Consider the following 21,948-nt stretch of genomic DNA (forward strand, 5'->3'; position numbering starts at 1 on the left):
TGAAAATTGGATATCGTCTATAAGCCCATTTCGCAGCTCATTGATTGCGAGTACAACCCGAAAAAACTAAGCCCCGAGCAATACGAACAGATCAAATCGAGCCTATTAAAGTTTGGCTGGACGTTGCCGGGTATCGTAAATGTGAATCCCGACCGGGAGAATGTGATCATTGATGCGCACCAGCGTAAAAATATCACAAAGGCAGAATATGAAAAGCACGGAACTAAGTTTGAAGAGGCCAAATACCAGGGCGACGAAATATTAATCCCCTGCATTGAACGTAATTTAACGCTGGATCAGGAACGGGAGCTTATTATCCGCCTCAAAAAAAATACCTCAAGTTGGGATGAAGAGCTACTGAAAGAAGCCTACCAGGTAGATGAATTGGCAGAAATGGGATTTGCTGATAAGGAGCTCGATTTCATGGTGGAGGAAACTGAAAACGATGAGTTCGATGATCCGGAGATAGAGTTTACCGATCAAATGCTTTTGGAGCACAACTATGTGGTTCTGTATTTCGATAATCCAATGGACTGGGAGGTGGCTAAAGAGAAGCTGGGCCTTGAAAAGGTGAAAGAGCTTATTGATGTCAAAGAGCCTACCAAGGGCATAGGCCGAGTAATGGAAGGGAAACAGATATTGGACCGATTGAGTGATGAATGATCTAACTGTTGTGATACCGTCGTATGGAAGAGCAGACAGCCTGCCGGGAGCGGACTATTTCGATTTTGCCAAGTATGTCGTTCCCGAATCACAGGCAGATGACTATGAAAGGGCAGTGGGCGGCGACCGGCTGATAACGCTCCCGGACTCCGAGGATGGCTCTATTGTCAAAAAGCGTAATTGGATCATGCGAAACCTTCCGCGACCACTTATGATGCTTGACGATGATGTGAAGCGCATTACCTACACGGAATTTGATTTTGATGAGGATGGTACCCCGATTAACAATGGCTACCGAACCTATCCCCAGGAGGAGGTTGAGGATCTGTTTATAAAGTGCACCAATTTATGCTATCAGTTTGGGTCTAAGATGTGGGGTGTGAATCAAAACACCGATCCAATGAACTATAAGCCGTATCGGCCATTTAGTTTAACCAATCCGGTACTTGGGCCACTGCAAGGACATCTTGATCACGACCTGCTGTTTGATCAGCGTGTTGGCACCAAGGATGATTATGATATGTCGCTCCAACAGATCCATACCTTCGGCAAGGTACTTCGATTCAACAAGTTTGCTTACGATTGCCGGCATGGAGATAACAGTGGAGGTATTGTAAGTCAGCGCCACATGCAAAAGGAGATCACATATTGTGAAGCGATAATGAATAAGTGGGGAAAGGATGTGATTGAGTACGAGTTACCACCGGAGAAAATGAGCGATTTGCTCAATGCTAAAAAGGTGAATGTACCCATCGGAAACGTGTAAATCGCAGTTTGTACATAGGCAGTTTGTAATGGCATCACGAAAACGAAAGCGAAAAGAGATCGACCGAGACCGTAAAATCCTGTCTGAGTGGCTTGCAATGGGTAAAACGGACGAAATGAGCCAGACAGCAATGGCCGAAGAATTGCGTCAAATCACAAACGCCGATTATACGCTCTCTCAGCAGCAGATCAGTTATGATCTAACCTATATCGAAAAAGAGTGGAAAGAGTCGCGCATCGAGAATGTCCACAAGGCCAAGATGCGGGAGCTTGAGAAGCTGAAAGGCTATGAGCGGATGGCTCGTAAAGGGTGGGATCGATCTATTAAAGAGAAGGAGAAGCATAAGCGGAAGGTAAAAAACGAGGCCGGGGAGCGGACAAAGGAAATTCAAGTTGAAACCGAAGACCCGATTGGGGATCCACGATTCATTAACTCATTGGTGAAGATCTCCAAACACCGCGCAAAGATTATGGGATTCGAAGCTGCTCAAAAACATGAAGTTACTGGTAAGGACGGAGGCCCAGTAGAGATAACGGAAGTTGTGGTTGAAATGCCGGAGGATAATGAGCAATGATACACAAAAGCGCCCTAAGCGATTTAAAGATATATCCCGCATTTCGGAGGATGGTAAGCTTCGGCTTAACCTCCACCGGGGACAGGCTAAGGCATGGAAAAGTGATGCTCGCTTTGTTTGTGTTCTTGCTGGAACGCAGGGCGGAAAGACTTCTTTTGGCCCTTATTGGTTATGGAGGGAAATTAAACGATGCGGTCCGGGCGACTATATGGTTGTTACTCCAACCTTTACGCTATTGGAAAAGAAAGCGCTACCGGAGTTTCTTAAGTTCTTTAAAAAACGGCTGCAGCTCGGTGATTATGTCGGTGGATCCAAGAAAACATTTACCGTTAGTGAGGCAGGAAAGGAGAGGTTATTTGGAGAGGACTATCAAGATAAATACCACGACACCGAGACAAAGATATTTTTTGGGCACGCTCAGGATCCGGAAAGCTTGGAGTCAGCAACGGCGAAAGCAGCATGGCTTGATGAGGTGGGGCAGAAGAAATTCAAGCTTGGTTCATGGGAGGCCATCCAGCGCCGATTATCTATTCACCAGGGGCGAGCACTATTTACAACCACCCCTTATAACCTTGGTTGGCTCAAACAGGAGATTTGGGATAAGCGCAAAACAGATCCCGACATTGAGGTTATTCGATTTGAAAGTAAGGATAACCCCATATTCCCAATTGAGGAGTGGTATCGAGCGAAAGCAACACTGCCGGGATGGAAGTTCAACCTGTTTTACCGAGCCATATTTACGAAGCCGGCCGGCCTTATTTATGATTCTTTTGACGAGGATAGTTGCAAGATACCTCGTTTTAATATTCCTGATGAGTGGCCGCGCTATTGGGGTTTCGATTTCGGCGGCGTTAATACCGTTTGCCTGTTCTATGCTAACGAGCCGGGCACCCAGAAGTATTACCTGTATCGAGCTTATAAATCAGGAAATAAATCAGCCAAGGCTCATGCACGTGCCATTACAGCGAAGGAGCCCAAATTACCTGATGATTGCCGGGGCGGTGCTCCCAGTGAGGACCAGTGGCGCAGAGAGTTTCGAGATGCCGGTATTCCAATTAAAAAGCCACGCGTAAAAGATGTTGAAGTTGGTATTAATCGAGTTCACGGCGCTCATAAGCAGAATAAGATTATTGTATTTGATGACTTGGACCATTACCTCGATGAGAAAATGACGTACTCCAGGAAACTTGATGATAACGATGAGCCTACTGAGGAGATCGAGGACAAAAATAAGTTTCACCACATGGATGCCGAGCGCTATATCATCGGATCATTAATGACTGATAAGAAAGGAAGTACAAAGAAAAGTTACTCTAAATCATATACAACACCTTAAGTTATGAAAGCATTTAGCGAGTTTTCCGACAGTGAAATCAAAGATCATGTAAGTAAGGCCCATAAAGACCACTCCAATGACTACGATGCCAACACCAAGTTTTTAAACGGTGATCACTGGCAAGAGGGTAAAGGGTGGGCCGGAGCATTGCCGAGCGAAGGAAATAAACGACAGCAAGCTATATCAAAAATTAAGAAGCTGTTTACCTCACAGAACGTGATGAAAGAGATTACCCGGCGACATAAATCTGCCGTCTTGGGTAAAGAGCCGCAATGGGGCGTTGACCTAAAGCGAAGCCTTGATGAGGATGAAACACCGAAAGAGGCCGAGCAGGAAATGATTAATGAAATAATGGCCGCCCTTACCCAGTGGTGGAAAGAGCAGGAGGTACACACAGTGCTTGAGGATTGGCTGGAAGCATTGCTGAAATCCTCCCGTGCAGTATTACGGATTTATATTCCGAGCACCTACTTAGAGAACGGCACTATTGATACCAGTGGCGAACTGCCAGACCAGCTTCAAAAGATACATGTCGAAGTGGTGGAGCCTAACAAGGGCGCGGTTATTGAAAACACCTCCGAGAACAGCCGGGCCGGCATCATGAGTTTCAAGGATGATGACGAGAATGAAATCTATGAGATCACCTATCTGAATGAGGAGGGCCAAACGATTATCAAGAACCTATCTGACGAGCAGGAATCCGAAGGCTTAAATCTTGGTGGGAATCTCACAATGTACGAAGGTAGCCGTGATCTGTTTTTAACAGAGCAGATCCGCCAGCAAAATAAGCTCCTTAACAAGGCGCTTACGATGATGAGCAACAATGTGGATTCGGGTTTCTTAGAACGGATATTTCTAAACGCCCAGCCTCCGGGAAAGTGGGAGAAAAACGAAGAGACTGGCGAAGAGGAGTTTAAGCCCGCACCGTACAGGGTCGGACCTGGTACAACAAACTTTATCAATCCCCCGATGATTGAGGATGAGGAGGGGAAGACTGAGGCCTTGGGAACTGCCAATGTAAAATTCCGAGAGCCGGTTTCAAATGAATCCTTTTCAGAGGCCAAGTCGGAGGCTTATTCGGCGATACTGGAAGAGTCGCATCAAAAACATGCTCTTATTGCCGGTGATGCTACCGCCAGTGGAGAGGCACGTATTCAGGCGCTGGCAGACTTTGTTATGGATGCTCAAAACACGAAATCGACCGTTGACAAGGCCGGGGTGTGGTTGGTTGAAACGGTGATGTACCTTGCCTTTGATCTTACCAGCCAGGATGATAAGGTCGAAGAATACGGCGCATCGTTTAACTGTCGCATTGATCCGGGCAATATCCCAGCCGAGATGCGCAATGCAATTATTAAGCAGGTTAATGAGGAACTGTTATCCCGGTCTACCGCTATGGCCATGCTGGGTGTGGATGATATTGATGCCGAGATGGCCAAGATCGACAGTGCGGCCGCCCAGGCTCTTGAAATGCTTCGGGATCTGCGTAATGCAGATGTGCAATCGCCCACACTCACTAAAAAGTTATTGCGTGTTGTTATCGATGATAAGACATGGCTTGAAGATGAGCTCGAGGAGGGGGATATCTCCACCATTGAGGATGAGATCCAGCAGCAGATCGACCAGCGAACACAGCAACAGGATTTATTGGGAAATATTAACTGATAATATATGCCCGACTACGCCGATGAATACCGCAGAGCTCTCCTGAATGCACGTAACCAAGTGCTCAGTCCCCGCGGTGTACCCAAGCAGGCCTACCAAGGATTGATGCAGCTATATGCTCGCATGATTTCGGATATTAACCGCGATTTAGGAAGCGAAACTATTACCGGCGAACGTGCCGAGCAATTGGAGCGTATTATTACGCGTCGCTTTAACCAGCTGGGCGAACAGGCAGGCGTTCTTTTCCAACGGCGACGCCGACAGGTCGCAGAAGTAGCGGCGCAAGGCCATGCCGAAGCTATAAACCGTGCTACGCGAGCAGCCGGAGTGAGTGGCATATCCGTGTCGTTTAATGACATCCCGGACCAGGCGCTCGAAGTTATGATGCTGCGCAGAGGACTAACCGCCCGAAACTTTCAATCTGTTATCCGTCGAGGCTTGGTAAGCGCCGCTGATGATATCGACCAGTACCTGCAATCCGCTGTAGGCCGTGGAGTGAGCGCCGATCGAGCGGCTAAGGAACTGGCCGGGATCCTGTCTCGAGGCAATGATGATGTTTTGGACCTGGTGGAGGGGGGCCGGCTCATGAAATCCGATATCAACCGAGCACTTCGAGAAGGGGATATCGACATGCAAACCTATAATCGAGCCTCACAAGTGCTTTATGATTCCCGCCGGATACGTGGTAACCGAAATAAACACGGCGTACAGGGAAGCGGATCTTATATGCGCAAGACGAGGCTCCCATAGTCGGAGCCAGTAAATGGGAAGTCTCAGGTCGACATTACGGCCTCCCCAGTTCACCTGACGTCTGTTTACGGAAGGGAACGCCTGTTATTACCGATGAAGGTTCTAAGCCTATTGAAGATATTGAGATTGGCGATAAGGTGTTAACGCACAAAGATCGTTTTAAGCCGAGTAACTCGTCTTTATCGAAGAACCATTCCGGCTGGCACAGTTCAGAAGCTACGTTTCCAAGCGGGAAAAGTCAACCGAAGGAGGTAAATGACACCAGACCATCCTGTATTAACTGATCAAGGATGGATTCCGGCAGGCGATCTGCAAACGGATATGACAATTTACGATCTTGCTCAAGAATATAATCAACATCAGCGTCAGCCTTGCGGTGGCATGTATCACAAAGAGTAAGGTTTGAACGAAGGCGGATTCGTCTCGAATCGTCAGGAGACAATGTGATGCAGTGACACGATCCAGTTGAAGAGTAAATCCTGTATGGAGGGCCGATAATCACAGATTAACCAGACCTACCATAAGATAGTTTGAATCGTTCCTCAACATCTGGCAAGGTGTTGACTCCGTCAAGTTGCCAAGCCTTCTTCCGGTCAGACCTCAGCGGATAACAGGATTAACGTAAGAATTACCTTTATTCGGACCAGTTGCCATTTCGGTAATAGCTTCAAACACGCACGATTTCGAACAATGAGTTGCGGTCGGTCGATAAGATAGGTATTTCAAACTCATCTCCACAATTTGTTATCAAGTGCGCTTGCTCTCAACAGAATTTCATAAGACTCGCTTACGCTTTTAATTGCATTCAGAAGAGCAAATTCTCATTCCTTGCAGTGCCTAATGGGAGCACTTCACCTGCGCTTTGTCAAGGTCTTCTTCAGACATTCATCTACAGAATTTTTCAGGCTTTGGTTGGCATCTTGCATCAGCCATGATGCTTAATCTGTACTGCAATAAGTACGGTCATGAACTATCGAGAGGGTCTTCACAGTAGGCAGCATTCTTTGCTACATTGGCAAATAAATTTAGTAAAGTTTCTGTAACCATAATTTACTCAAAAGCAAGGATCATAAGCAATGAGGCTATAATAATGACATTTTAGGGTGAACAGGTGTATAAATGGAGTAAGAGGACGCATTAAATTCTTATGAACGGCTAATGGTCTCATAGAGTATCACTGCACTATTGCGTACCATGAATCGACCAATTCGGTTTAGGCAGGGAGTATTTCCGACTAACAAATGTAGCAGCACCCCGCACCCTTTCTGCGGATGTTCATACTTCTAGGCTGTAATCATGGAGCCGGACCAGTGGGGTAGCGGTGGGGCAGCATTACAAAAGCCTAATGATTACAATGAGGATCAGTTGCAATCTATGTTTGATGAGAAAACCGATCGCCACTTGGAGCGGCAGGTTGAGGTAGCGAACACCTATCAGAATCTGGCTTACGAGGTGGCCCAGGGATTTGGAGAGCAGGCGGCTTAGTCTGAATCGCTATCGAATGGTAGGGGTGGATCTCTTCCCATCTCGACAGCCCATCCAGGAAGTATGATCTTCTAGCCTGCGGCTCATACCATCCATGCTCTTGAGCTATTCGCAAATATCTTCCATAGCTGCCTAATTCATTTTCTGTACGCATCTTACTCAGATACTCGTAACGCCACCTTCGGCCGTTCTTCTTTCCCATCATACCCTAGACATGGAATAGCTCTTTAGATCCACTCAGATCCTTTTCCTTAAGCTCAAGCATAACGGTTTTTATTATCTTTCCTGCCGTAGTTATTCATTCTGCAGGCTTCAGGTACTTCCATTTCCCCTATTTTAAGCTTTTGAAAGTTATCTGCAAATTCGTCTCGGAGTTCTTACACTATTCATAATTATAGTCCTAGTTTTTCCATTTATCGATTTTCAATCGCTCACGCTTGGCGTCAAGTATCTTGTTGTGGAATACCATTCTTGTACTATTAGCAGGTGTACTGCCTACAAGTGCTTCTTTACATATTGATCATGTAGTTTTGGTCTTTTTCTTTTATTCCTAATAGCATTTCTAATTTCTGGGATTTGGGATAGAATTTTCTGTTTCTATGGAGATTTTGCCTTGACACTTGTTACTAAAACTTATTAGCTCCGTTCTTCTTAGGCTTGCTCAATTTGGGCTCCATTTCTGTAGACATATCGCCACATTCTACACATTCAAATTCCTTACCATTCTTTGTGATTCCCCCAAGCATTCCATAGAACAAGTTTCAGCACCTCTTTTTATTTGTGATCTATTTCTATAAAAACTATCCCCACAAACCAAACAAGTAAAATATTTACCCTCCCTTTCTGCATTCTTGTCTTGCTTGATTTATCTGAACATTCCCTTGAACACAATTCGTTATCTTGGGAAGGACAGTCCAAAACTCGCTGCACGCTTTGCATCCCTAAATTCACCTTCCGAGATGCTAAATGCATACATTTTCAGAACAATATTTTTTGTTCTTTGATTTATAGTCTCATTACCACAATGAGGACACTCTTTATTGAGTATTGCCCGCTCAGAAATGTTCTTATAAGCCCATTTTCTGCTACAATTATTCCATGATTCAGCTTTGTGTGTTTATAAAATCTTATCTAGCCACATTCTTTGCAATGTCATATACGAGCCTGTTGTTCGGCATTCATCTTGACATGGCCTACAGCAATAAATACTTTCTATTTTTAGCTTAGAGGTTCTCCAAACAGACTGGCCACAATTCTTGCAGTTTTTTCTAATTATCGCATCTAATTAATTTCTCTAAAATTAATCGATAAAGAGGAGAGTATTTTTTTCTCATAATATTGCACTATTGTCTTCATTTTACGCAGGAGTCAACTTTGTGGAGAGCTCATAACTCCCCTTCCTTTTTGAGTTGTTGTATATGATCGCGAATATACTGGCGGCATGCTCATTCCTTTCTTTGCGAATCTTCTTTCATCTTCCTTCATTTGATGGGCACTGATGTAGCTTAATTGATAATTCCTCTGGTCATCAGCCGTGTGTAAAAGCCTGGTTTGTATAATGATTATGCCAAAGTTATATAATTTATTTTCAAATAGAAAAGAATAGGCTTTTAAAGGCATGATAATTTTATCAGTTTGACAACAGGCGACTTGGCAGACTGACTTGCCAGCCTTTTTCAGGCCAAGGGTCTGAGTTCAACGAGCCCACTCAAGGAGTGAACTCAAACTAAACGCTGATAATTTTATGTACGATATTTTCCAACGTCGATTTACACCCACAATTCTTTTTGAAAACGATGATCCCGGCGGTAGCAGTACCGTCGAAGCTAAGTTGCCTGATGATGTTGTAGAGGGATTTCGCAACCTCATTAGCAAGGAGGGCGGAGGCAAAGATGCTGCGGCCACACTGTTTTTGGAGAACAAATCGCTACGTGATGATCGTCGCGAGCTACAAGAGAAGCTTGAAGGCTACCAGGAGATCTCTGAGGATCCCGAAGAGCTCAAAAAGAAGTTTAATGCCTACCAGGAGCTCGGCGAAGACCCCGAAAAGGTAAAAGAAAAGCTTGAGGCAGGGCAAGAGGCTATTCAAAAGAATGCCAAATACGAGCGCGAAAAACAGCATTCCGAAGTCGCTGAAGTTCAAGGATGGAATCCAAAGGTACTTAGTCGCCTGGCTGATGAAGATGCGGAATTTGAAGTCAAGACCCGCAAGAATGACGAGGGCGAAGATGAGAAGTACGGCGTCATTAAAACCGAGGATGGCGAAAAGGATCTCGAAGAATACGCGAAAGAGAACTGGGAAGACGTGCTGCCTGCCCTGCAGCATACCGGCGATAATGAAAACGACGATGAGGAAAAAAATAATACAAAGAATTTAGCGAATCAGTCCTCATCCAGCAATGGTAAGAGCAATGATGGCGGTTATCTGAACAAATGGAAAGAAGAGAACAAAAAAGCTGCCGGCATTGCCGAGGACGACGATAAATAGTTTTAAACTAAATAATCGGCCTGACATGCAAGGCGTGAAAGGCCCTAACCGATAAAACGGAATAATATGTCACGAACAACTTCTAATGTAGGAAAGCCCGGTTTTATCCTTGGGGTTAATTATGACGCCAATGATGGCCGGCAAGTGGATTTTAGCCGCGTTCCCACTTCTTTTGAGAATGCGGATGGCAATAAGGAATTGCCGGGAGGAACAGTAGTAAGCGAATTGGGATCCGGAAAGGTTGTACCGCGATCTTCAACGAAAGCAGCCATCACTAATTTAACTGAGGACGGTACTGGTACGGCTACGGCCACAGCAGCTGATCACGGTTATGAGGTCGGTGATGAGATTAAAATTACCGGCGCTGGTGTTGATGCTTATAATGGTACGTGGACAATCGCAACTGTACCTGATGCTGATACGTTTACCTTTGATGGCGTAAGCGGAAGCCCTGCCGATGACGGTAGCGGAGCAACAGCTGTTATTGTAGCAATGGGTATTTTGCTTGCTACAGCCCTTCAAGGTGATACCCAAGATGCGATTTCAGGATATGGACTCGTTATCGGTGGTGTGGTCTTCAAGAATCTACTTGAAGAAGATGGCAATTCAGATTTTGATACCTGGTTATCCGAGCTCAAGGAGAACGGTACCGGGTTCGTGTTCGAGAGCTACTCGGACGATCGATCAAACTAAACGAACCTAATAAACCTAATTCTTAAGAGCTTAAAACAATGGATATTACTTTTTCAGAAGCACTTGAACGATTGAATCGGGAGGCCCAAGCAGGCAATGCGGCCTTAGAGATGGCCCGCGACGCCCGCCCTTCCGAAGACTATGTATTACAACAAATTTTGCCCGAGCGTCTTGAACCGACGTATAAGGTTGAAAGCGGGAACATGATTATCCGTTCGACTATGGCCGGTGCCGTAGGTATGGACTCGGACTTTCCTGAAGGCGGTGTTATCACAGCTTCCGAGTTTCTGCAAAGCACTTCCAAGTTTGGTAATGCAGTAACCATTCCGGAGAAAGCATTGCGTAAGATTCAGCAATTGCAGCAGTCCGGAAGCAATATTGATATGGTCCAAGAGGCCATCAACTTTATTGACAAGCTGTTGATCCAACCGCACATGGATACCTTTGAGTATCTGCGTGGCCAGATCTTAACGACTGGCAAGATTGACTGGAAGTTTAATAAAAAGAAGATCAGTGTTGATTATGGCATTCCGTCTGAAAACAAACTGTCGAATCGTACCGGCACCAGTGCTTATGACGGAACGGATTCTAAGTTCTGGGATGACATTTATACGATGCAAAAACAGCAGAATTACGATGTCCAGGAATATCTGTGCCATCAAGATACGATGAATACCATTCTTGCCAACTCGGCTAATGCTATCCGTATCGAAAGCAAAGAGTCGTACAAGTATGGCTCTGTCTATGAAATTGTGAAGCTGGGTGAGTTGGAAAACAGCACGGTCGCTTCCAGTGATGCCCGTGATCGCATCCGCATCCGCACCTACATTATGGAAGGGGAGCTGATTGATCCTACCGACAAAGAGAATACCATCAAAAAGCCATTCTTGTCGGCTGGTAAGTTGGTTGCTATCGGAAGTAATGATCAGCGCGGTTATCGCGTAGGACAGGGTTCTACCGAAGATCCAATCTTCGATAATGCCCTGGGATATACCCATATCGGTCCAACCGTTGAGGGTAATGGCCAACCGGGACGTTATGCCCGAGCATTTACGCCCGAAGCCAAGCCTATGCAGTTGCGCGGTGAAGGTGCTACCAACGGATTACCCGTTGTGGAAGTGCCTCAAAAGATTTCAATCGCATCTACTGACATTCCAAGCTAAATAAATTCATTATGATTAATATTATAATCTTTCTAAGCATAGCAGTTGCGTTCCTTGCTGTCGGCTTTGCCCGGCAGGAGGAGCCTACTGTTACCGTACCACTGCAATCATCTGTGCGCTACAGGGGGGAATCATATCACCCTCATTCCGAAGGCGTAGAGATGCCCATTTCCCATGCCAAGGCGCTGGGATTTTCCGAAGACCAGTTCTTGGGAGAAGAGCCCGACGAGGAGGAGGATACCGGTGAATCCAAATCAGACGGCGACTCGGAAGGGGATGATTCATCCGGAGAATCAGAATCCGACGAGGAGTCTAAGGAAAACGAAGATAGCCAGTCAGATGAGCAGGCATACGAAGAGGATGCTGCCCAAAGTGCTGATCAAGAGGCTATCGAAGAGGCTGAAGCCGAGCAGGGTGATGAGCCCGACGAGGAGCTTGAGCCCATTCCCGATGACACTCCCGAATACGACGAGCTCATCAAGGATGAGCGTTTTGCTACTGTTGAAGCGTTGCTGGAGAATCAGGATCAGCTGACTGATATCAACGGCATTGCTGAAAAGACGGCAGCCAAAGTGGTCGATCACGTGAAGTCATACAAAGAGGGGTAAACCGTGTCCGCTACCTACGACATAACATCGCATCCACTACTATCTGACAAAGCCAAGGCGCTTTATAATGATGATCAGGATGCCTTTGATGCAGTAGTAGTAGCGGTCGAACGTACTCTCGGACTTCATGGCACTAATTTCAGTGGGGAAGATGCTGAAAAAGCGAAGTTGGCGAATGTATATCAGATCAACTATGAGCTTGAACAGACCACTGAGTCGATGGTCCATGAACGCATCGATCAAGGTGAGGAAACCTGGGTATATCGGGGCAATTTAAGCGCCAAGCATCCCAGGGCCGAATCATTAGCAAATGACTTGCTGGAAGAGGATGATAGCACATCGAGCTCAAGGAGCTCTCTGTCATCAACAGCCGTAAGCAATGAATCGAGCTGGTAATGTTTAGTTCAATCTATAACGATCACCTGTACGTTCCGGGAAGTTCGACAGGTGGTAGTCAGGATGATGACGGCGACTGGAATCCGGGAAGCTCCGGAGAGCCTAAGTACGATGGTAAATGTAATGCCCAAGAACCGGGTACCGGCGGTGGATTAAAGATAACGACCAGCGATACCGAAGTGAGCACAGAAACCGCAGACCTTTGGGTGTTTCTGAAGGATAAGGCGAAAGCAAAAGTTTTGAGCGTTGACGATCGCGGGACATTGACTTACAAAGGCCAGGAATTTGAAGTAGTCATTAAAAATAGGCGGCTAATAGACGGACTTATTGAGGTGAATACGATATGAAATTTCTTAATCAGAACGCTCGCAAGAGCACCAATAAACCACATAGCACTATGAAAGCGAAGCTTTTTTCTGTGTTGGCGCTGTTGGTTGCCGTTCTCTTTATGGGAGCGATCCAGCCTGTAGAGGCGTCAGCCGACGTAGACCAAAATATTGCTATCGAGGACGTGATCTCCTTTGATGAGACCGCAGATCTCGATATCGAGCAGGCATTCTCAAACGAAGCCGGGCCGCAGTACACGGCCATGGAAGTATGTCCGGTTGCCCAGAACTTCGAAGGGGATATCGACCATCAATTAATTATTAACGAACTGCAGGAGTACGGGCTACAAGAAAGGTATGACTTTTTACCGCATTGGCCCAGGTCGAACCTGCATTATTACGCATAAGAGAACTTTACCGAGCCCTGAAAGGGCGTCGCCTGTTACCGGCGGCGCTCTTTTTTAAAAAACAAATACCATGATTTACTGCCAACAATTACGCGAATATATCATCCGCCCGGTACTTCACGATCTGGGCAAATACACCCGGAATGCTGAAGAGCTGTTGCTGCTAACGGCTGCTCAGGAGTCCGGACTAGGAAAATACCTGCATCAGCTGGGCAATGGTCCGGCTATCGGTATTTACCAGATGGAGCCGGCAACACATGATGATATCTGGGAAAACTTTTTGAAATACAAGCCGACGCTGGGCGATACGATTTTGCGTTGGGAGATGCCAAGGGCGTTTACCGACAATAATGTTAAGGAAATGGCCGGCAACCTGTATTACGCGACGGCCATGGCACGGTGTTACTACCTGCGCTTTGCAGAATCCCTGCCATACTTTAAAGATGTGGAGGCGATGGCAAAATACTACAAAAAGTACTGGAATACTGAGGAAGGGGCGGCGACGGTAGAAGAGGCAATCTCTAATTATAAAAAATACGTTGACTGATGAGTGAAGCGACTTCGACACATACGCCTGACTGGGAGAGGATATTACGATTTGTAGAAATTATTATTGTGCTGGGCACACTAATTTGGACGGCGGCTTTTTTGCGTTCTGATATCAACAATAACACGAAGTGGAATAAGCGACAGGATAACCAGATAGACACCTATCAAGAGCGCGTGCGTGGAACGTATGTTCGGCAGGACGTAGCGCAGCAACGATACAAGAATTTGATTGACAAACTGGAGATGATCGACAAAAAGCTGGACTGATGGAACATCAACTTAAATACATATTAGGTATCTCGGTTGCGATTATTGCCCTGATAGGCCTGAATGTCTATCAGTACCAGAATCCCAAGGTGGTAGAGGTGCCCGAAGGTACCCAGCAAATTGATTCCACGTCGTGGGTACAGCGATCGGCGTACACCGACCGCGGACAGATTATTGACAGCCTGAAAGCCCAGAATGAAACGCTGGCTGAGAAGGTGAAGGAATCTAACGATAAGATTGCCAGCTATACGGCTATTAATGGCCGACTAAACCTAAAGGTTGATTCATTGAAAAAGCAGGCCACTTGGAACGCCGTTACGCTGGATCGGATGGTCGACCAGGCAAAGGAAATACAGGAAGATTCTGCTGATTCATCCGGTGTTATTCGTCGCTCGTTTACCGAGTCTCGGACCTTTGGGAACCAGCTGTTTAGAGTCACCGGCACGGTAGATGTAGAGCTTAATCCCTGCGGGTTTACGGCCGAGCAGATACAAATGGGGCTCGAGTGCCCGACCGATTTCTTCCTGCGCGTTCGACAGGATTTACAAATGAGCCAGCTTCGTGATATCCGCATTGATGTGGCCAGCACCTATAATGACAGCCGGACGCGGATGCTAACGTATGTCACTAGTCCGGATTTTGACAGTCTTGATTATCGCAGTTATACCGAGCTGCAACCGAAAAACGAGTTGCCCAAGTTCTGGATCGGCGCTGGTGTGGGCGTGGCAGTTACGTTAACAGGAATCATTCTTTTGAACTAAAGACGATGGTTATGAAAGCATTACTGGTAGAACTTTTGAAGATGACATTTACCCGGGAGCGCGGCGGACTTATTCGGCTCCGCAATGAAGATGAAAGCTGGGATTGGAAGGCGATATTGAGTCTATTTATCCGGCTTTTCTTGATAGCGCTCGTAGCATACGGCGCATACTACATTGAACTCATATAACAAGATTATGAAACATCCGATTTCGACCATATCAAATGCAGCGTACTTAATAGCAGGCCTTTGGCTGATATTAGATAGCTCGGCCTGGATGCAGGACTATGCCGGCATCATGGTGATGCTGTTGGGTATAGCGTCCGGAATCTACCACTGGACCGACAAATACTGGGCGCAGAAAGCGGATATCATCGCCATATTTGGCGCTTTTAATGCCCTTATGGCATGGCAGCTGTCGACATTTGCGGGATTTGCTGACTATGAAGTGTTGCTACTTTTGGTATCACTTGCATTGTCTGGGGCTATTGGAGCGACGTATCGGAGCTGGACCCATGAACAGATAGGATTTTTGGCTATACAGAACTTGATGGTCCTTTTTGTGCGATCGCTAGGACAGTTTATCCCGGCACTGCTATTGTATTTGGTTGGCCTTTGGATTGGACAAAAAGCCGAGCATGCTGATAAAGATTCATCTAAATATGATATCCCGCATGCGATCTGGCACTTACTCACGGCAACCGCAATACTACTTACAGGGTTGTAATGTTAAAGCCACCGCAAAATAACGAAGTATTTCCCGAGTGTGAGGGGCTCTTAAAGGCGTCCGAACATGCGAGTTCGTTCGGTCAGATCGTGAGCGTATCCGACGGCTTTTTGCAGCTGGATGAGCCCGATGGACATGCCGATGATGGGCACTGGCGTAGAGTAGTACTAATGCCGGTGACGAATGGTATTGCTGATGCACCCGAGCAGTTAGATAAGGTGCGCGGATATCGGTTTCGAGTGCGGTGTGATTTCATGCCTCCGCAGCTGGGTGAGGATGAAACCTTTGATGATATCGGATTAGATTTGCAGGCCTTCTTGGAAGGACAACACCAAAAGGTATATGAAGCGCTGCATGGCAAAGAGTTGACGCTCACAAAAGCCGAGCAGCTCTATAAGGTAAAGCGACTGATACCAGCCGGCAATATGCACCGCGAGCCGGATAAGGGATATCGATATATGGCAGCAGAATATTTAACGGTCTTAGGACCAACAAACTGAATCTATTATGAGTGATAACAAAAGATATCGCATTGGACCATGCTGGATTTTTACGGCACCTAATGTCACTGATCCATTTGATCAGTGGACAAACCTTGGCTATACCCAGGGGAATGTGATTGCCACCTTTGTAAATGGAAAAGTGATTTTAAATCGCGTGGATCAGCTGGGCAATATGCCGCTGGCCGCTGCGACCTACAAGTTTGGCGACAGCTTTGAGCTCAGCATGCCGCTTGTGGATAAACAAATTGATACGATGCTGAAGGCCGTGCCCGGGGCGGTAAAGATTACCGGCAGTGCTACAGACGTATTTGCTCTTGGCGAAGGAATGGACTTTATCAGCGGAGAGGCTTTTGCTCTCGTGCCGGTCGATGAGTACACCGAGGGATCGCCCTGGTGGGATGCCGAGCATGCGATCTATATGTTCAAAGGATATGCCAATGTGGCCGACCAGCTCGACATCTTCAAAGAAGTAGAAGAGGATGATCTGGGCGCGTATGAAGTGACGGTCACCCATGTTGATGATCAGAACGGACGCGGTGGTATTGGAGCGCTTTGGCGACTCGGCGTTGATGTGGTTGGGTTCGCCGATACTGGCTCCTTTTCATACGGGGTGACCAACAGCGATACCCGGGATGCTTTAAATGCCGATGGTATCGACAGCATGAAGGCACTCTATGATGCTACGACAATCAATATCAGTGCACACACGCCGCTGTTGACCGAAACGACCGGCCTGCGATATGGGCTCTATAATGTAACCGATCTGAATGTATCTAATAACGACTTCTCCCAGCAGGAGCTCTCGGATTTTGTCCATGAGATGTGGCTGGTGCGAACCATTATGGGCGCCAACAACTGTGTAATTGACCTGTCCGGGAATAACGGACTAAATACCCAGGCGACTAGTGAAGTGAGCGATCTTGAATCTGAAGGATGTACGGTAACTACATAAGAATTGTGAATTTCGAATGATGAATTATGAGTGAAGCAACTATAACAGAGGAAGAGTACCAGCAGGCTTTTTATAAAGCTGAATCTGATACCGTTGATCATTTTCCCGAACATTCTGAAGCGCTTTGCGGTGCCAAGAATAAGGATGATGAATATGAATGCCCGCTGTGTTATTTCAGCATTCAATTAAAGAAGCATCTCGGAATATTTCAGAAAGAAGAAAAATAATTATGGCCGAACAAAAAGAATCTACCGAACAAGAATATACGCATAACATCGTGGCGGTGCCGAGAGAAGATGGCACCTATAAAGATCCCAATGGTAAGCGCGTGGATCTGTACAAGTTTAAGAAGGAAAAGGAGCTACATACCAAGCATCCGACCTTCAAAGGCACCACGATTGGCGACTTTGTTAAACAGAGCAATTACAAAAAAGCATAACTCAAATCCTTAATAATAGGTGAATAATTATGGGTACTTATAAATTAGGACCATGCCTTGCATACTTGGGTGATCCCACTCAGGCAAGTGGCGCAGGAATGCAATTCTTGGGTCATATTCGAGGCGAAACGACCGTAAATCCAAATATTAACATCTCGACCGGACGTGTTGATGCCAAGGGCATGATGCCACTTGCTGATACGCTGTTCAACAGCGGACCGCAACCGGTAGCTAATGTTCCATTGGTAGATGAGCAGAAGGAGAAGCTCAAAGAGTTGCTTCCTGGTTCCTCTATTGTCAGCGACGGCGGCGACGGAGCATTGCTTCTTGGATCCGGCGTGCAGCGCATTGCCGTTTCTGAAATCGGTACGCTGTGCTTGATTCCTGTTGACGAAGTAGATCAAGGTACCAACGGTATTGATGCGCCGAATGCCTGGTGGTTCCCGCGTGCTATTTGCACCGACTTTGGGTCGATCACATTCGCATTGCCGGAGGGTGACGATAACTTGTCGACCTTTGCACGTGATACCGTATTGACGTCGCTGTATCACGATGTTGATCAGGCCGACAGTAATATTCCTAAGGATGCACGTCCCGGGTTCCGTGGCGCACCTTCAGAGGCCGGTATTACCGGATGGAGTCTGCCGGATCACAGTACTAATCTATAATATTTAGAGCTGTGAATTTTGAGCATCGAAACGTCATGTCTGCCGCGTGAAATACAACTTGGCGACCGTAAGGTTCGGGTGAGACCACCTACGGTTCGTCAGGCCGTGGAGATTCTGCACGTATTGCAGAATATGGAAGATGACGAGGATGTTCGGTTGCTTATGCAGCAAGTGCGAAAACTGGACTGGCTGGGTGGAATTGATATCATCGTCCACCTACGCAACCAGATGCACGGTGACCCCTTTGCATTTAGCACGTTGCTGAAAGATATCATACTACAGGGCTATGACCCCGAAAAGCAGACAAAAAAAGCAAAAGAGAGCGACGAAGAGGATATACCAAGAGAGGTAGACTGGAAGCGGCTGTTAAGCGAATATTGCCGGGCATATCCCGGCAGGGAGCCGTTTAAAGTCTGGGATGAGATCCCATTTCCGTTTTTCATGGAGATGTTGCCAGAAGCCCGAAAAGAAGAGGCAAGGCAACATATTAACAGCGCCTTTGAGGCCAGCTTTGCCATGGGCGGCTCCGAAAAAATGATGGAGACCTGGCAAGAGAAAGCAGGCTTTGAAACTCAAAAAGAGCAGAAAGAGAGCGAGTATACCGAAGATATCCCGCAAGAAGAACTCCATAAAGAACGCGAAGCACTAAAAGATAAACTCATGTAACTATGGATCAGGATTACAGCATTGATCTGTCGAGCATTAAACAAAAGTTCAAAGACCTCGATGCCAGTATTGAAAAGAAAGCCGAAATGCTGGCCGAAAAGGTCGCTCGTGATATCATTAAACATGCTCGAAGCCTGACCAGTGAAACGAAGCCCGGTGTAAATCCCGGTGATGGACCACGGAAAAAGCACCCCGGGAATTGGGCTGACGTGAGAGGACAGCTGGCTAACTCGATTAAACAAAAAGTATTAGTAAAAGGGTTTGTAGTATCGGCCATTGTTGAGGCTACGGCCGAATATGCCGAGGCGTTGGACGATAAAACTGGCTACGATGTATTGGGAGGAGCTGAGACGATTGCTCGTAAGGCATTGCGCAAATACCAGCATTTAATCTTAGAATAATGGCAATTCGTGAACAACTTACGTTAGATACCAGCAAGTACCGCAAAGAGCTGGATAATGCCAACCGTGCTACGATCAAGTACGCGCGGAAACAGGAGCGTTTGCATGAGCAAAACAAGCAGTCGCTTCAATCAATACAAACCGAGCTGCGTCGACTAAAGGCCGCCCGCGAAGCCTCCAACAATCCCAAGGCGGTACGCAAGTACACCGATACCATTCAGAAGCTTGAAGAGCAGGAGCAACTTGTCGAGAAGGAAACGGAACGGTACTGCGGGCGCTGTCAAGAGCTCGTGCGAACCCAGTCGCCCCGTCCAGCATTTCAGAAGATGGGAAAGTCTGCCAAGCGCTGGATTGGCGGCGTTTCGGCGGGAGCATTATCGGCTGCTGGCGAAGCCTTACGGCGCATTAGTGCAGAGCAGATACGATTCGATCAGAAGATGAATGAATCTCTAGCCATTATGGGCGACGTGTCAATGAGAACACGTCGGGAAATGGAAGAAACAGCACGATCTGTATCCACTGATCTTGACATGGCAGTAGACAGGGCCGCGGAATCTATTCCTTGCCTCGGCTGGAACGAACTGCCTATCAAGCATGTAAATGCATCGCCTGCTGGGGCTTGGGTGTGCCAGAGTGATGTTTATATGGCCACGGCTGCTGACCTTGCCACGGCTATCGCGCAAGTGCGCTTGGGTTTGGCGTCTGCAAGATGCCGCTGAAAATCTTAGATACCTTCGACGGGTAATGATGTGCCCCCGTAAACTGGCAATCAGGAGGCCATGCTTTTGTATACAATTTGCGGAAGCCTTAGCAATGACAAGGTGCTACCGGATCGGGCAATGTGAACAAGGCACTTGAGGAGGGGTTGCTGTATTACAGGCGTATGCTGCTCAAGGTATTCAGGAGAAGGCGAAGCCGTTGAATGTTCGCCTCTGGACATTGCGGTTCTTAGCGCGTGCCGCACCAGATGTACAGAGGAGTTCAAAGAGCTTTGGCCATTATTACTGACGAGGGCAACTGGGCGGACTTTCGCGACGATTACTCGAGGCATGAACAAGCTCAGCTGGCTAGGGCTCTTCGGATACAGCCATGACCGGCCCGATGCCGAGCAAATGGGTCTACAGCCGAGGTTCAAGACGCTACGCAAACCGCTGCTTGGTCTTAGCTAAGCGAATACAGAAGTCGCCAAGATAGTGCTTACGGAGCCGCAGGTGCTAGAAAGGAAGTTGCGCAGAATCACCTAAACTCATTCTCGCGAGCAGGCTGGACAACTTTGGAAAACGCTTAAAACAGGCTCGGGCCATGCGTTAATTTGTTATGGATGGCCAGTTTGCCAGGAAGAGATGCTATGCAAGATTGGGTTGACGTGCCGGTCTCTGAGGAGCTGGAAAAGAGCGGGTTAGAACTAAACTCGCTGGTCATGCGGGATTGCCGTCACTGCGGCCTACACGAGTCAGGGAGAAACGAAATGATCTTAATTGACGACGTGACAAACAGAGTATCCAGACTTTCTAGGTAATCTCGATGCCGAAACAGCCTCCAACAAACAGTTGGCAAGTCGGCTGCAAGAGGTCAATGAAAAGTATGCCGAACGTATAATTGTACAGAAGCAGGCAGAGAAAGTTTCTAAAGCAGTAGAGGAGCGTGCAAATGCAATGTCATCTGTTGCAGAAGAACGTATTGCTCTAAATAAACAGTTGGCCAAGGTTATGCAACAGCAAGGCTTAGACCTTGATCTAAGTGGCATGACCGAACTTGAACGATTAAATGCCGTGCGGGAAGAGCTGCGTAAAACAGCAGAGTTTGGTAAAGCTGATACCCCATTTGGTGACCCCAAGCCATTGAATGAATCAGCTAAAGCATTACAAAATTTAAAATTGGAGGGATTGGCTCTTGCTGATGCTCTAGATGAACAGCGAAAGGCCGAAGAAAACCTTGTAGATGTAGAGGAGCATAGAAAAAAAGTATTAGAACAGCTTGGCATATCTGCCAAAAAAGCCAATGAACATCTTCAAGAAAATAGAAGCAAATTTGGCGGAGGGAAATCAGGTGCTAAGTCTGGCGTTACCAAACAGGACTTTCAGTCGTGGGAGTATGGCTATCTGCAGGTGTCAAAAGCTAATGATGTATTAAATAAGTTTTTAGATAATGCTTCGCAGTCCGATATCATCGGCACCTTTATGAAAGAAGCCTCCCGCAATGTCGAGCAGTACAACCAGGCACTGACCGAAGCCCATAATGAGCTGAAATCCGGAGCTATAACCCAACAGGAGTACGAACGGCGCGTGAAGAGCGCTACTGAAACCTTCCGGGGCAATTTGGAGCGCATCTATAAGATGCTGAAGGATAAGCTAACGCCCGAGCAGGAGAAGTTCTTTAAAAAGCTGTTTAATAATTTTGAGGATGCCAATGAAGAAAGTGAAGATATGGGCGATCAGCTTGAAAATATCGCTGATATGGCCGACAGTATCATTAATTTGGCCGATGCTTTTGGCGCTATTGGAGATAACGCGCGTCGATCGTTGACGGGAGTATCTGACCTGCTTCGCAATGCCAGTAAATTGAGTAATCTCGAGTCCGGTGCAGGTTTCCTAAAAAAGGCTGTGCCAACTATTGGAATTGCTTGGGATTGATTACTACGTTTGCAAGTATTCTCCATGGCAGTAGTAAGTCGTATATCCAGCAAGAAATTAAAG

The 21,948-nt window shown here is 46.8% G+C and carries 30 protein-coding genes; all 30 read left to right on the top strand.

Features of this window, described 5'->3' with window-relative positions; translation table 11 throughout:
* Positions 1-6: 6 nt before the first annotated feature.
* The 30 genes from U5J89_RS02120 to U5J89_RS02260 all read left to right on the top strand — a co-directional run bounded on the left by U5J89_RS02120 (position 7) and on the right by U5J89_RS02260 (position 21,885).
* Positions 7-663, top strand: coding sequence for a hypothetical protein (locus U5J89_RS02120; protein ID WP_322573961.1), 657 nt, complete (start codon positions 7-9; stop codon positions 661-663).
* Positions 656-1,429 carry a hypothetical protein gene (locus tag U5J89_RS02125; protein ID WP_322573962.1) on the top strand — a complete coding sequence of 258 codons (774 nt, stop codon included), beginning with the start codon at positions 656-658 and terminating at the stop codon, positions 1,427-1,429. The genes U5J89_RS02120 and U5J89_RS02125 overlap by 8 nt, the downstream gene beginning before the upstream one ends.
* Before the next feature lie 28 nt (positions 1,430-1,457).
* Complete coding sequence (locus U5J89_RS02130; protein WP_322573963.1) at positions 1,458-2,003, top strand: hypothetical protein; 546 nt, start codon at positions 1,458-1,460, stop codon at positions 2,001-2,003.
* A complete protein-coding gene (locus U5J89_RS02135; protein WP_322573964.1) occupies positions 1,993-3,339 on the top strand; it encodes a hypothetical protein in 1,347 nt (448 codons plus the stop codon). The genes U5J89_RS02130 and U5J89_RS02135 overlap by 11 nt, the downstream gene beginning before the upstream one ends.
* 3 nt (positions 3,340-3,342) lie before the next feature.
* Positions 3,343-5,004 (top strand): hypothetical protein, encoded by a 1,662-nt coding sequence (locus U5J89_RS02140; protein ID WP_322573965.1) that lies wholly within the window; start codon positions 3,343-3,345, stop codon positions 5,002-5,004.
* Positions 5,005-5,010: 6 nt separating this feature from the next.
* Positions 5,011-5,754 (top strand): hypothetical protein, encoded by a 744-nt coding sequence (locus U5J89_RS02145; protein ID WP_322573966.1) that lies wholly within the window; start codon positions 5,011-5,013, stop codon positions 5,752-5,754.
* Positions 5,755-5,864: 110 nt separating this feature from the next.
* Positions 5,865-6,038: a hypothetical protein gene (locus tag U5J89_RS15870; protein WP_416208493.1), complete on the top strand. Its 174-nt coding sequence runs from the start codon at positions 5,865-5,867 to the stop codon at positions 6,036-6,038.
* The gene (locus U5J89_RS02150; protein ID WP_322573967.1) at positions 6,010-6,153 is read left to right on the top strand and encodes a hypothetical protein; all 144 of its coding nucleotides are present in this window, start codon (positions 6,010-6,012) and stop codon (positions 6,151-6,153) included. Before U5J89_RS15870 ends, U5J89_RS02150 begins: the two co-directional genes overlap by 29 nt.
* A gap of 897 nt (positions 6,154-7,050) precedes the next feature.
* Positions 7,051-7,239, top strand: a complete 189-nt coding sequence (locus tag U5J89_RS02155; protein WP_322573968.1) for a hypothetical protein — start codon at positions 7,051-7,053, stop codon at positions 7,237-7,239.
* A 1,744-nt stretch (positions 7,240-8,983) separates the two neighbouring features.
* Positions 8,984-9,727 carry a hypothetical protein gene (locus tag U5J89_RS02160; protein WP_322573969.1) on the top strand — a complete coding sequence of 248 codons (744 nt, stop codon included), beginning with the start codon at positions 8,984-8,986 and terminating at the stop codon, positions 9,725-9,727.
* A 66-nt stretch (positions 9,728-9,793) separates the two neighbouring features.
* On the top strand, positions 9,794-10,420 hold the full coding sequence (locus tag U5J89_RS02165; protein ID WP_322573970.1) for a hypothetical protein: 627 nt from the start codon (positions 9,794-9,796) through the stop codon (positions 10,418-10,420).
* Positions 10,421-10,458: 38 nt separating this feature from the next.
* On the top strand, positions 10,459-11,583 hold the full coding sequence (locus tag U5J89_RS02170; RefSeq protein WP_322573971.1) for a major capsid protein: 1,125 nt from the start codon (positions 10,459-10,461) through the stop codon (positions 11,581-11,583).
* Between the two features lie 11 nt (positions 11,584-11,594).
* On the top strand, positions 11,595-12,191 hold the full coding sequence (locus tag U5J89_RS02175) for a hypothetical protein (protein ID WP_322573972.1): 597 nt from the start codon (positions 11,595-11,597) through the stop codon (positions 12,189-12,191).
* 3 nt (positions 12,192-12,194) lie between these two features.
* Complete coding sequence (locus U5J89_RS02180; RefSeq protein WP_322573973.1) at positions 12,195-12,587, top strand: hypothetical protein; 393 nt, start codon at positions 12,195-12,197, stop codon at positions 12,585-12,587.
* Positions 12,587-12,934 (top strand): hypothetical protein, encoded by a 348-nt coding sequence (locus U5J89_RS02185; protein ID WP_322573974.1) that lies wholly within the window; start codon positions 12,587-12,589, stop codon positions 12,932-12,934. Before U5J89_RS02180 ends, U5J89_RS02185 begins: the two co-directional genes overlap by 1 nt.
* A gap of 50 nt (positions 12,935-12,984) precedes the next feature.
* The gene (locus U5J89_RS02190; protein WP_322573975.1) at positions 12,985-13,320 is read left to right on the top strand and encodes a hypothetical protein; all 336 of its coding nucleotides are present in this window, start codon (positions 12,985-12,987) and stop codon (positions 13,318-13,320) included.
* Between the two features lie 70 nt (positions 13,321-13,390).
* The gene (locus tag U5J89_RS02195; protein WP_322573976.1) at positions 13,391-13,867 is read left to right on the top strand and encodes a hypothetical protein; all 477 of its coding nucleotides are present in this window, start codon (positions 13,391-13,393) and stop codon (positions 13,865-13,867) included.
* On the top strand, positions 13,867-14,136 hold the full coding sequence (locus U5J89_RS02200) for a hypothetical protein (protein WP_322573977.1): 270 nt from the start codon (positions 13,867-13,869) through the stop codon (positions 14,134-14,136). The genes U5J89_RS02195 and U5J89_RS02200 overlap by 1 nt, the downstream gene beginning before the upstream one ends.
* On the top strand, positions 14,136-14,897 hold the full coding sequence (locus U5J89_RS02205; RefSeq protein ID WP_322573978.1) for a hypothetical protein: 762 nt from the start codon (positions 14,136-14,138) through the stop codon (positions 14,895-14,897). The genes U5J89_RS02200 and U5J89_RS02205 overlap by 1 nt, the downstream gene beginning before the upstream one ends.
* A gap of 11 nt (positions 14,898-14,908) precedes the next feature.
* The gene (locus U5J89_RS02210) at positions 14,909-15,085 is read left to right on the top strand and encodes a hypothetical protein (protein ID WP_322573979.1); all 177 of its coding nucleotides are present in this window, start codon (positions 14,909-14,911) and stop codon (positions 15,083-15,085) included.
* A 7-nt stretch (positions 15,086-15,092) separates the two neighbouring features.
* Positions 15,093-15,623 carry a hypothetical protein gene (locus U5J89_RS02215; protein ID WP_322573980.1) on the top strand — a complete coding sequence of 177 codons (531 nt, stop codon included), beginning with the start codon at positions 15,093-15,095 and terminating at the stop codon, positions 15,621-15,623.
* On the top strand, positions 15,623-16,123 hold the full coding sequence (locus U5J89_RS02220; protein WP_322573981.1) for a hypothetical protein: 501 nt from the start codon (positions 15,623-15,625) through the stop codon (positions 16,121-16,123). The genes U5J89_RS02215 and U5J89_RS02220 overlap by 1 nt, the downstream gene beginning before the upstream one ends.
* Before the next feature lie 7 nt (positions 16,124-16,130).
* A complete protein-coding gene (locus U5J89_RS02225; protein ID WP_322573982.1) occupies positions 16,131-17,078 on the top strand; it encodes a hypothetical protein in 948 nt (315 codons plus the stop codon).
* A 26-nt stretch (positions 17,079-17,104) separates the two neighbouring features.
* On the top strand, positions 17,105-17,305 hold the full coding sequence (locus U5J89_RS02230; protein WP_322573983.1) for a hypothetical protein: 201 nt from the start codon (positions 17,105-17,107) through the stop codon (positions 17,303-17,305).
* A gap of 2 nt (positions 17,306-17,307) precedes the next feature.
* Positions 17,308-17,517, top strand: coding sequence for a hypothetical protein (locus U5J89_RS02235; RefSeq protein WP_322573984.1), 210 nt, complete (start codon positions 17,308-17,310; stop codon positions 17,515-17,517).
* A 29-nt stretch (positions 17,518-17,546) separates the two neighbouring features.
* Positions 17,547-18,185: a hypothetical protein gene (locus U5J89_RS02240; RefSeq protein WP_322573985.1), complete on the top strand. Its 639-nt coding sequence runs from the start codon at positions 17,547-17,549 to the stop codon at positions 18,183-18,185.
* A gap of 18 nt (positions 18,186-18,203) precedes the next feature.
* Entirely contained in the window at positions 18,204-18,851 is a 648-nt protein-coding gene (locus U5J89_RS02245; protein ID WP_322573986.1) for a hypothetical protein, read from the top strand.
* A 2-nt stretch (positions 18,852-18,853) separates the two neighbouring features.
* On the top strand, positions 18,854-19,252 hold the full coding sequence (locus tag U5J89_RS02250; RefSeq protein WP_322573987.1) for a hypothetical protein: 399 nt from the start codon (positions 18,854-18,856) through the stop codon (positions 19,250-19,252).
* A complete protein-coding gene (locus U5J89_RS02255) occupies positions 19,252-19,971 on the top strand; it encodes a hypothetical protein (protein ID WP_322573988.1) in 720 nt (239 codons plus the stop codon). The genes U5J89_RS02250 and U5J89_RS02255 overlap by 1 nt, the downstream gene beginning before the upstream one ends.
* Before the next feature lie 831 nt (positions 19,972-20,802).
* Complete coding sequence (locus U5J89_RS02260; RefSeq protein WP_322573989.1) at positions 20,803-21,885, top strand: hypothetical protein; 1,083 nt, start codon at positions 20,803-20,805, stop codon at positions 21,883-21,885.
* Positions 21,886-21,948 lie beyond the last annotated feature (63 nt).

Origin of the sequence: Fodinibius sp. (genome assembly GCF_034521915.1) — a bacterium.
Classification (GTDB): Bacteria; Bacteroidota; Rhodothermia; order Balneolales; family Balneolaceae; genus Fodinibius.

Coding starts and splice junctions, on each gene's coding strand:
- U5J89_RS02190 (WP_322573975.1), top strand. CDS start 12,985: ATGAAAGCGAAGCTTTTTTCTGTGTTGGCGCTGTTGGTTGCCGTTCTC.
- U5J89_RS02125 (WP_322573962.1), top strand. CDS start 656: ATGAATGATCTAACTGTTGTGATACCGTCGTATGGAAGAGCAGACAGC.
- U5J89_RS02200 (WP_322573977.1), top strand. CDS start 13,867: ATGAGTGAAGCGACTTCGACACATACGCCTGACTGGGAGAGGATATTA.
- U5J89_RS02160 (WP_322573969.1), top strand. CDS start 8,984: ATGTACGATATTTTCCAACGTCGATTTACACCCACAATTCTTTTTGAA.
- U5J89_RS02150 (WP_322573967.1), top strand. CDS start 6,010: ATGACACCAGACCATCCTGTATTAACTGATCAAGGATGGATTCCGGCA.
- U5J89_RS02225 (WP_322573982.1), top strand. CDS start 16,131: ATGAGTGATAACAAAAGATATCGCATTGGACCATGCTGGATTTTTACG.
- U5J89_RS02235 (WP_322573984.1), top strand. CDS start 17,308: ATGGCCGAACAAAAAGAATCTACCGAACAAGAATATACGCATAACATC.
- U5J89_RS02185 (WP_322573974.1), top strand. CDS start 12,587: ATGTTTAGTTCAATCTATAACGATCACCTGTACGTTCCGGGAAGTTCG.
- U5J89_RS02165 (WP_322573970.1), top strand. CDS start 9,794: ATGTCACGAACAACTTCTAATGTAGGAAAGCCCGGTTTTATCCTTGGG.
- U5J89_RS02255 (WP_322573988.1), top strand. CDS start 19,252: ATGGCAATTCGTGAACAACTTACGTTAGATACCAGCAAGTACCGCAAA.
- U5J89_RS02155 (WP_322573968.1), top strand. CDS start 7,051: ATGGAGCCGGACCAGTGGGGTAGCGGTGGGGCAGCATTACAAAAGCCT.
- U5J89_RS02220 (WP_322573981.1), top strand. CDS start 15,623: ATGTTAAAGCCACCGCAAAATAACGAAGTATTTCCCGAGTGTGAGGGG.
- U5J89_RS02210 (WP_322573979.1), top strand. CDS start 14,909: ATGAAAGCATTACTGGTAGAACTTTTGAAGATGACATTTACCCGGGAG.
- U5J89_RS02170 (WP_322573971.1), top strand. CDS start 10,459: ATGGATATTACTTTTTCAGAAGCACTTGAACGATTGAATCGGGAGGCC.
- U5J89_RS02140 (WP_322573965.1), top strand. CDS start 3,343: ATGAAAGCATTTAGCGAGTTTTCCGACAGTGAAATCAAAGATCATGTA.
- U5J89_RS02145 (WP_322573966.1), top strand. CDS start 5,011: ATGCCCGACTACGCCGATGAATACCGCAGAGCTCTCCTGAATGCACGT.
- U5J89_RS02205 (WP_322573978.1), top strand. CDS start 14,136: ATGGAACATCAACTTAAATACATATTAGGTATCTCGGTTGCGATTATT.
- U5J89_RS02215 (WP_322573980.1), top strand. CDS start 15,093: ATGAAACATCCGATTTCGACCATATCAAATGCAGCGTACTTAATAGCA.
- U5J89_RS02195 (WP_322573976.1), top strand. CDS start 13,391: ATGATTTACTGCCAACAATTACGCGAATATATCATCCGCCCGGTACTT.
- U5J89_RS02240 (WP_322573985.1), top strand. CDS start 17,547: ATGGGTACTTATAAATTAGGACCATGCCTTGCATACTTGGGTGATCCC.
- U5J89_RS02135 (WP_322573964.1), top strand. CDS start 1,993: ATGAGCAATGATACACAAAAGCGCCCTAAGCGATTTAAAGATATATCC.
- U5J89_RS02250 (WP_322573987.1), top strand. CDS start 18,854: ATGGATCAGGATTACAGCATTGATCTGTCGAGCATTAAACAAAAGTTC.
- U5J89_RS02230 (WP_322573983.1), top strand. CDS start 17,105: ATGAGTGAAGCAACTATAACAGAGGAAGAGTACCAGCAGGCTTTTTAT.
- U5J89_RS02130 (WP_322573963.1), top strand. CDS start 1,458: ATGGCATCACGAAAACGAAAGCGAAAAGAGATCGACCGAGACCGTAAA.
- U5J89_RS02175 (WP_322573972.1), top strand. CDS start 11,595: ATGATTAATATTATAATCTTTCTAAGCATAGCAGTTGCGTTCCTTGCT.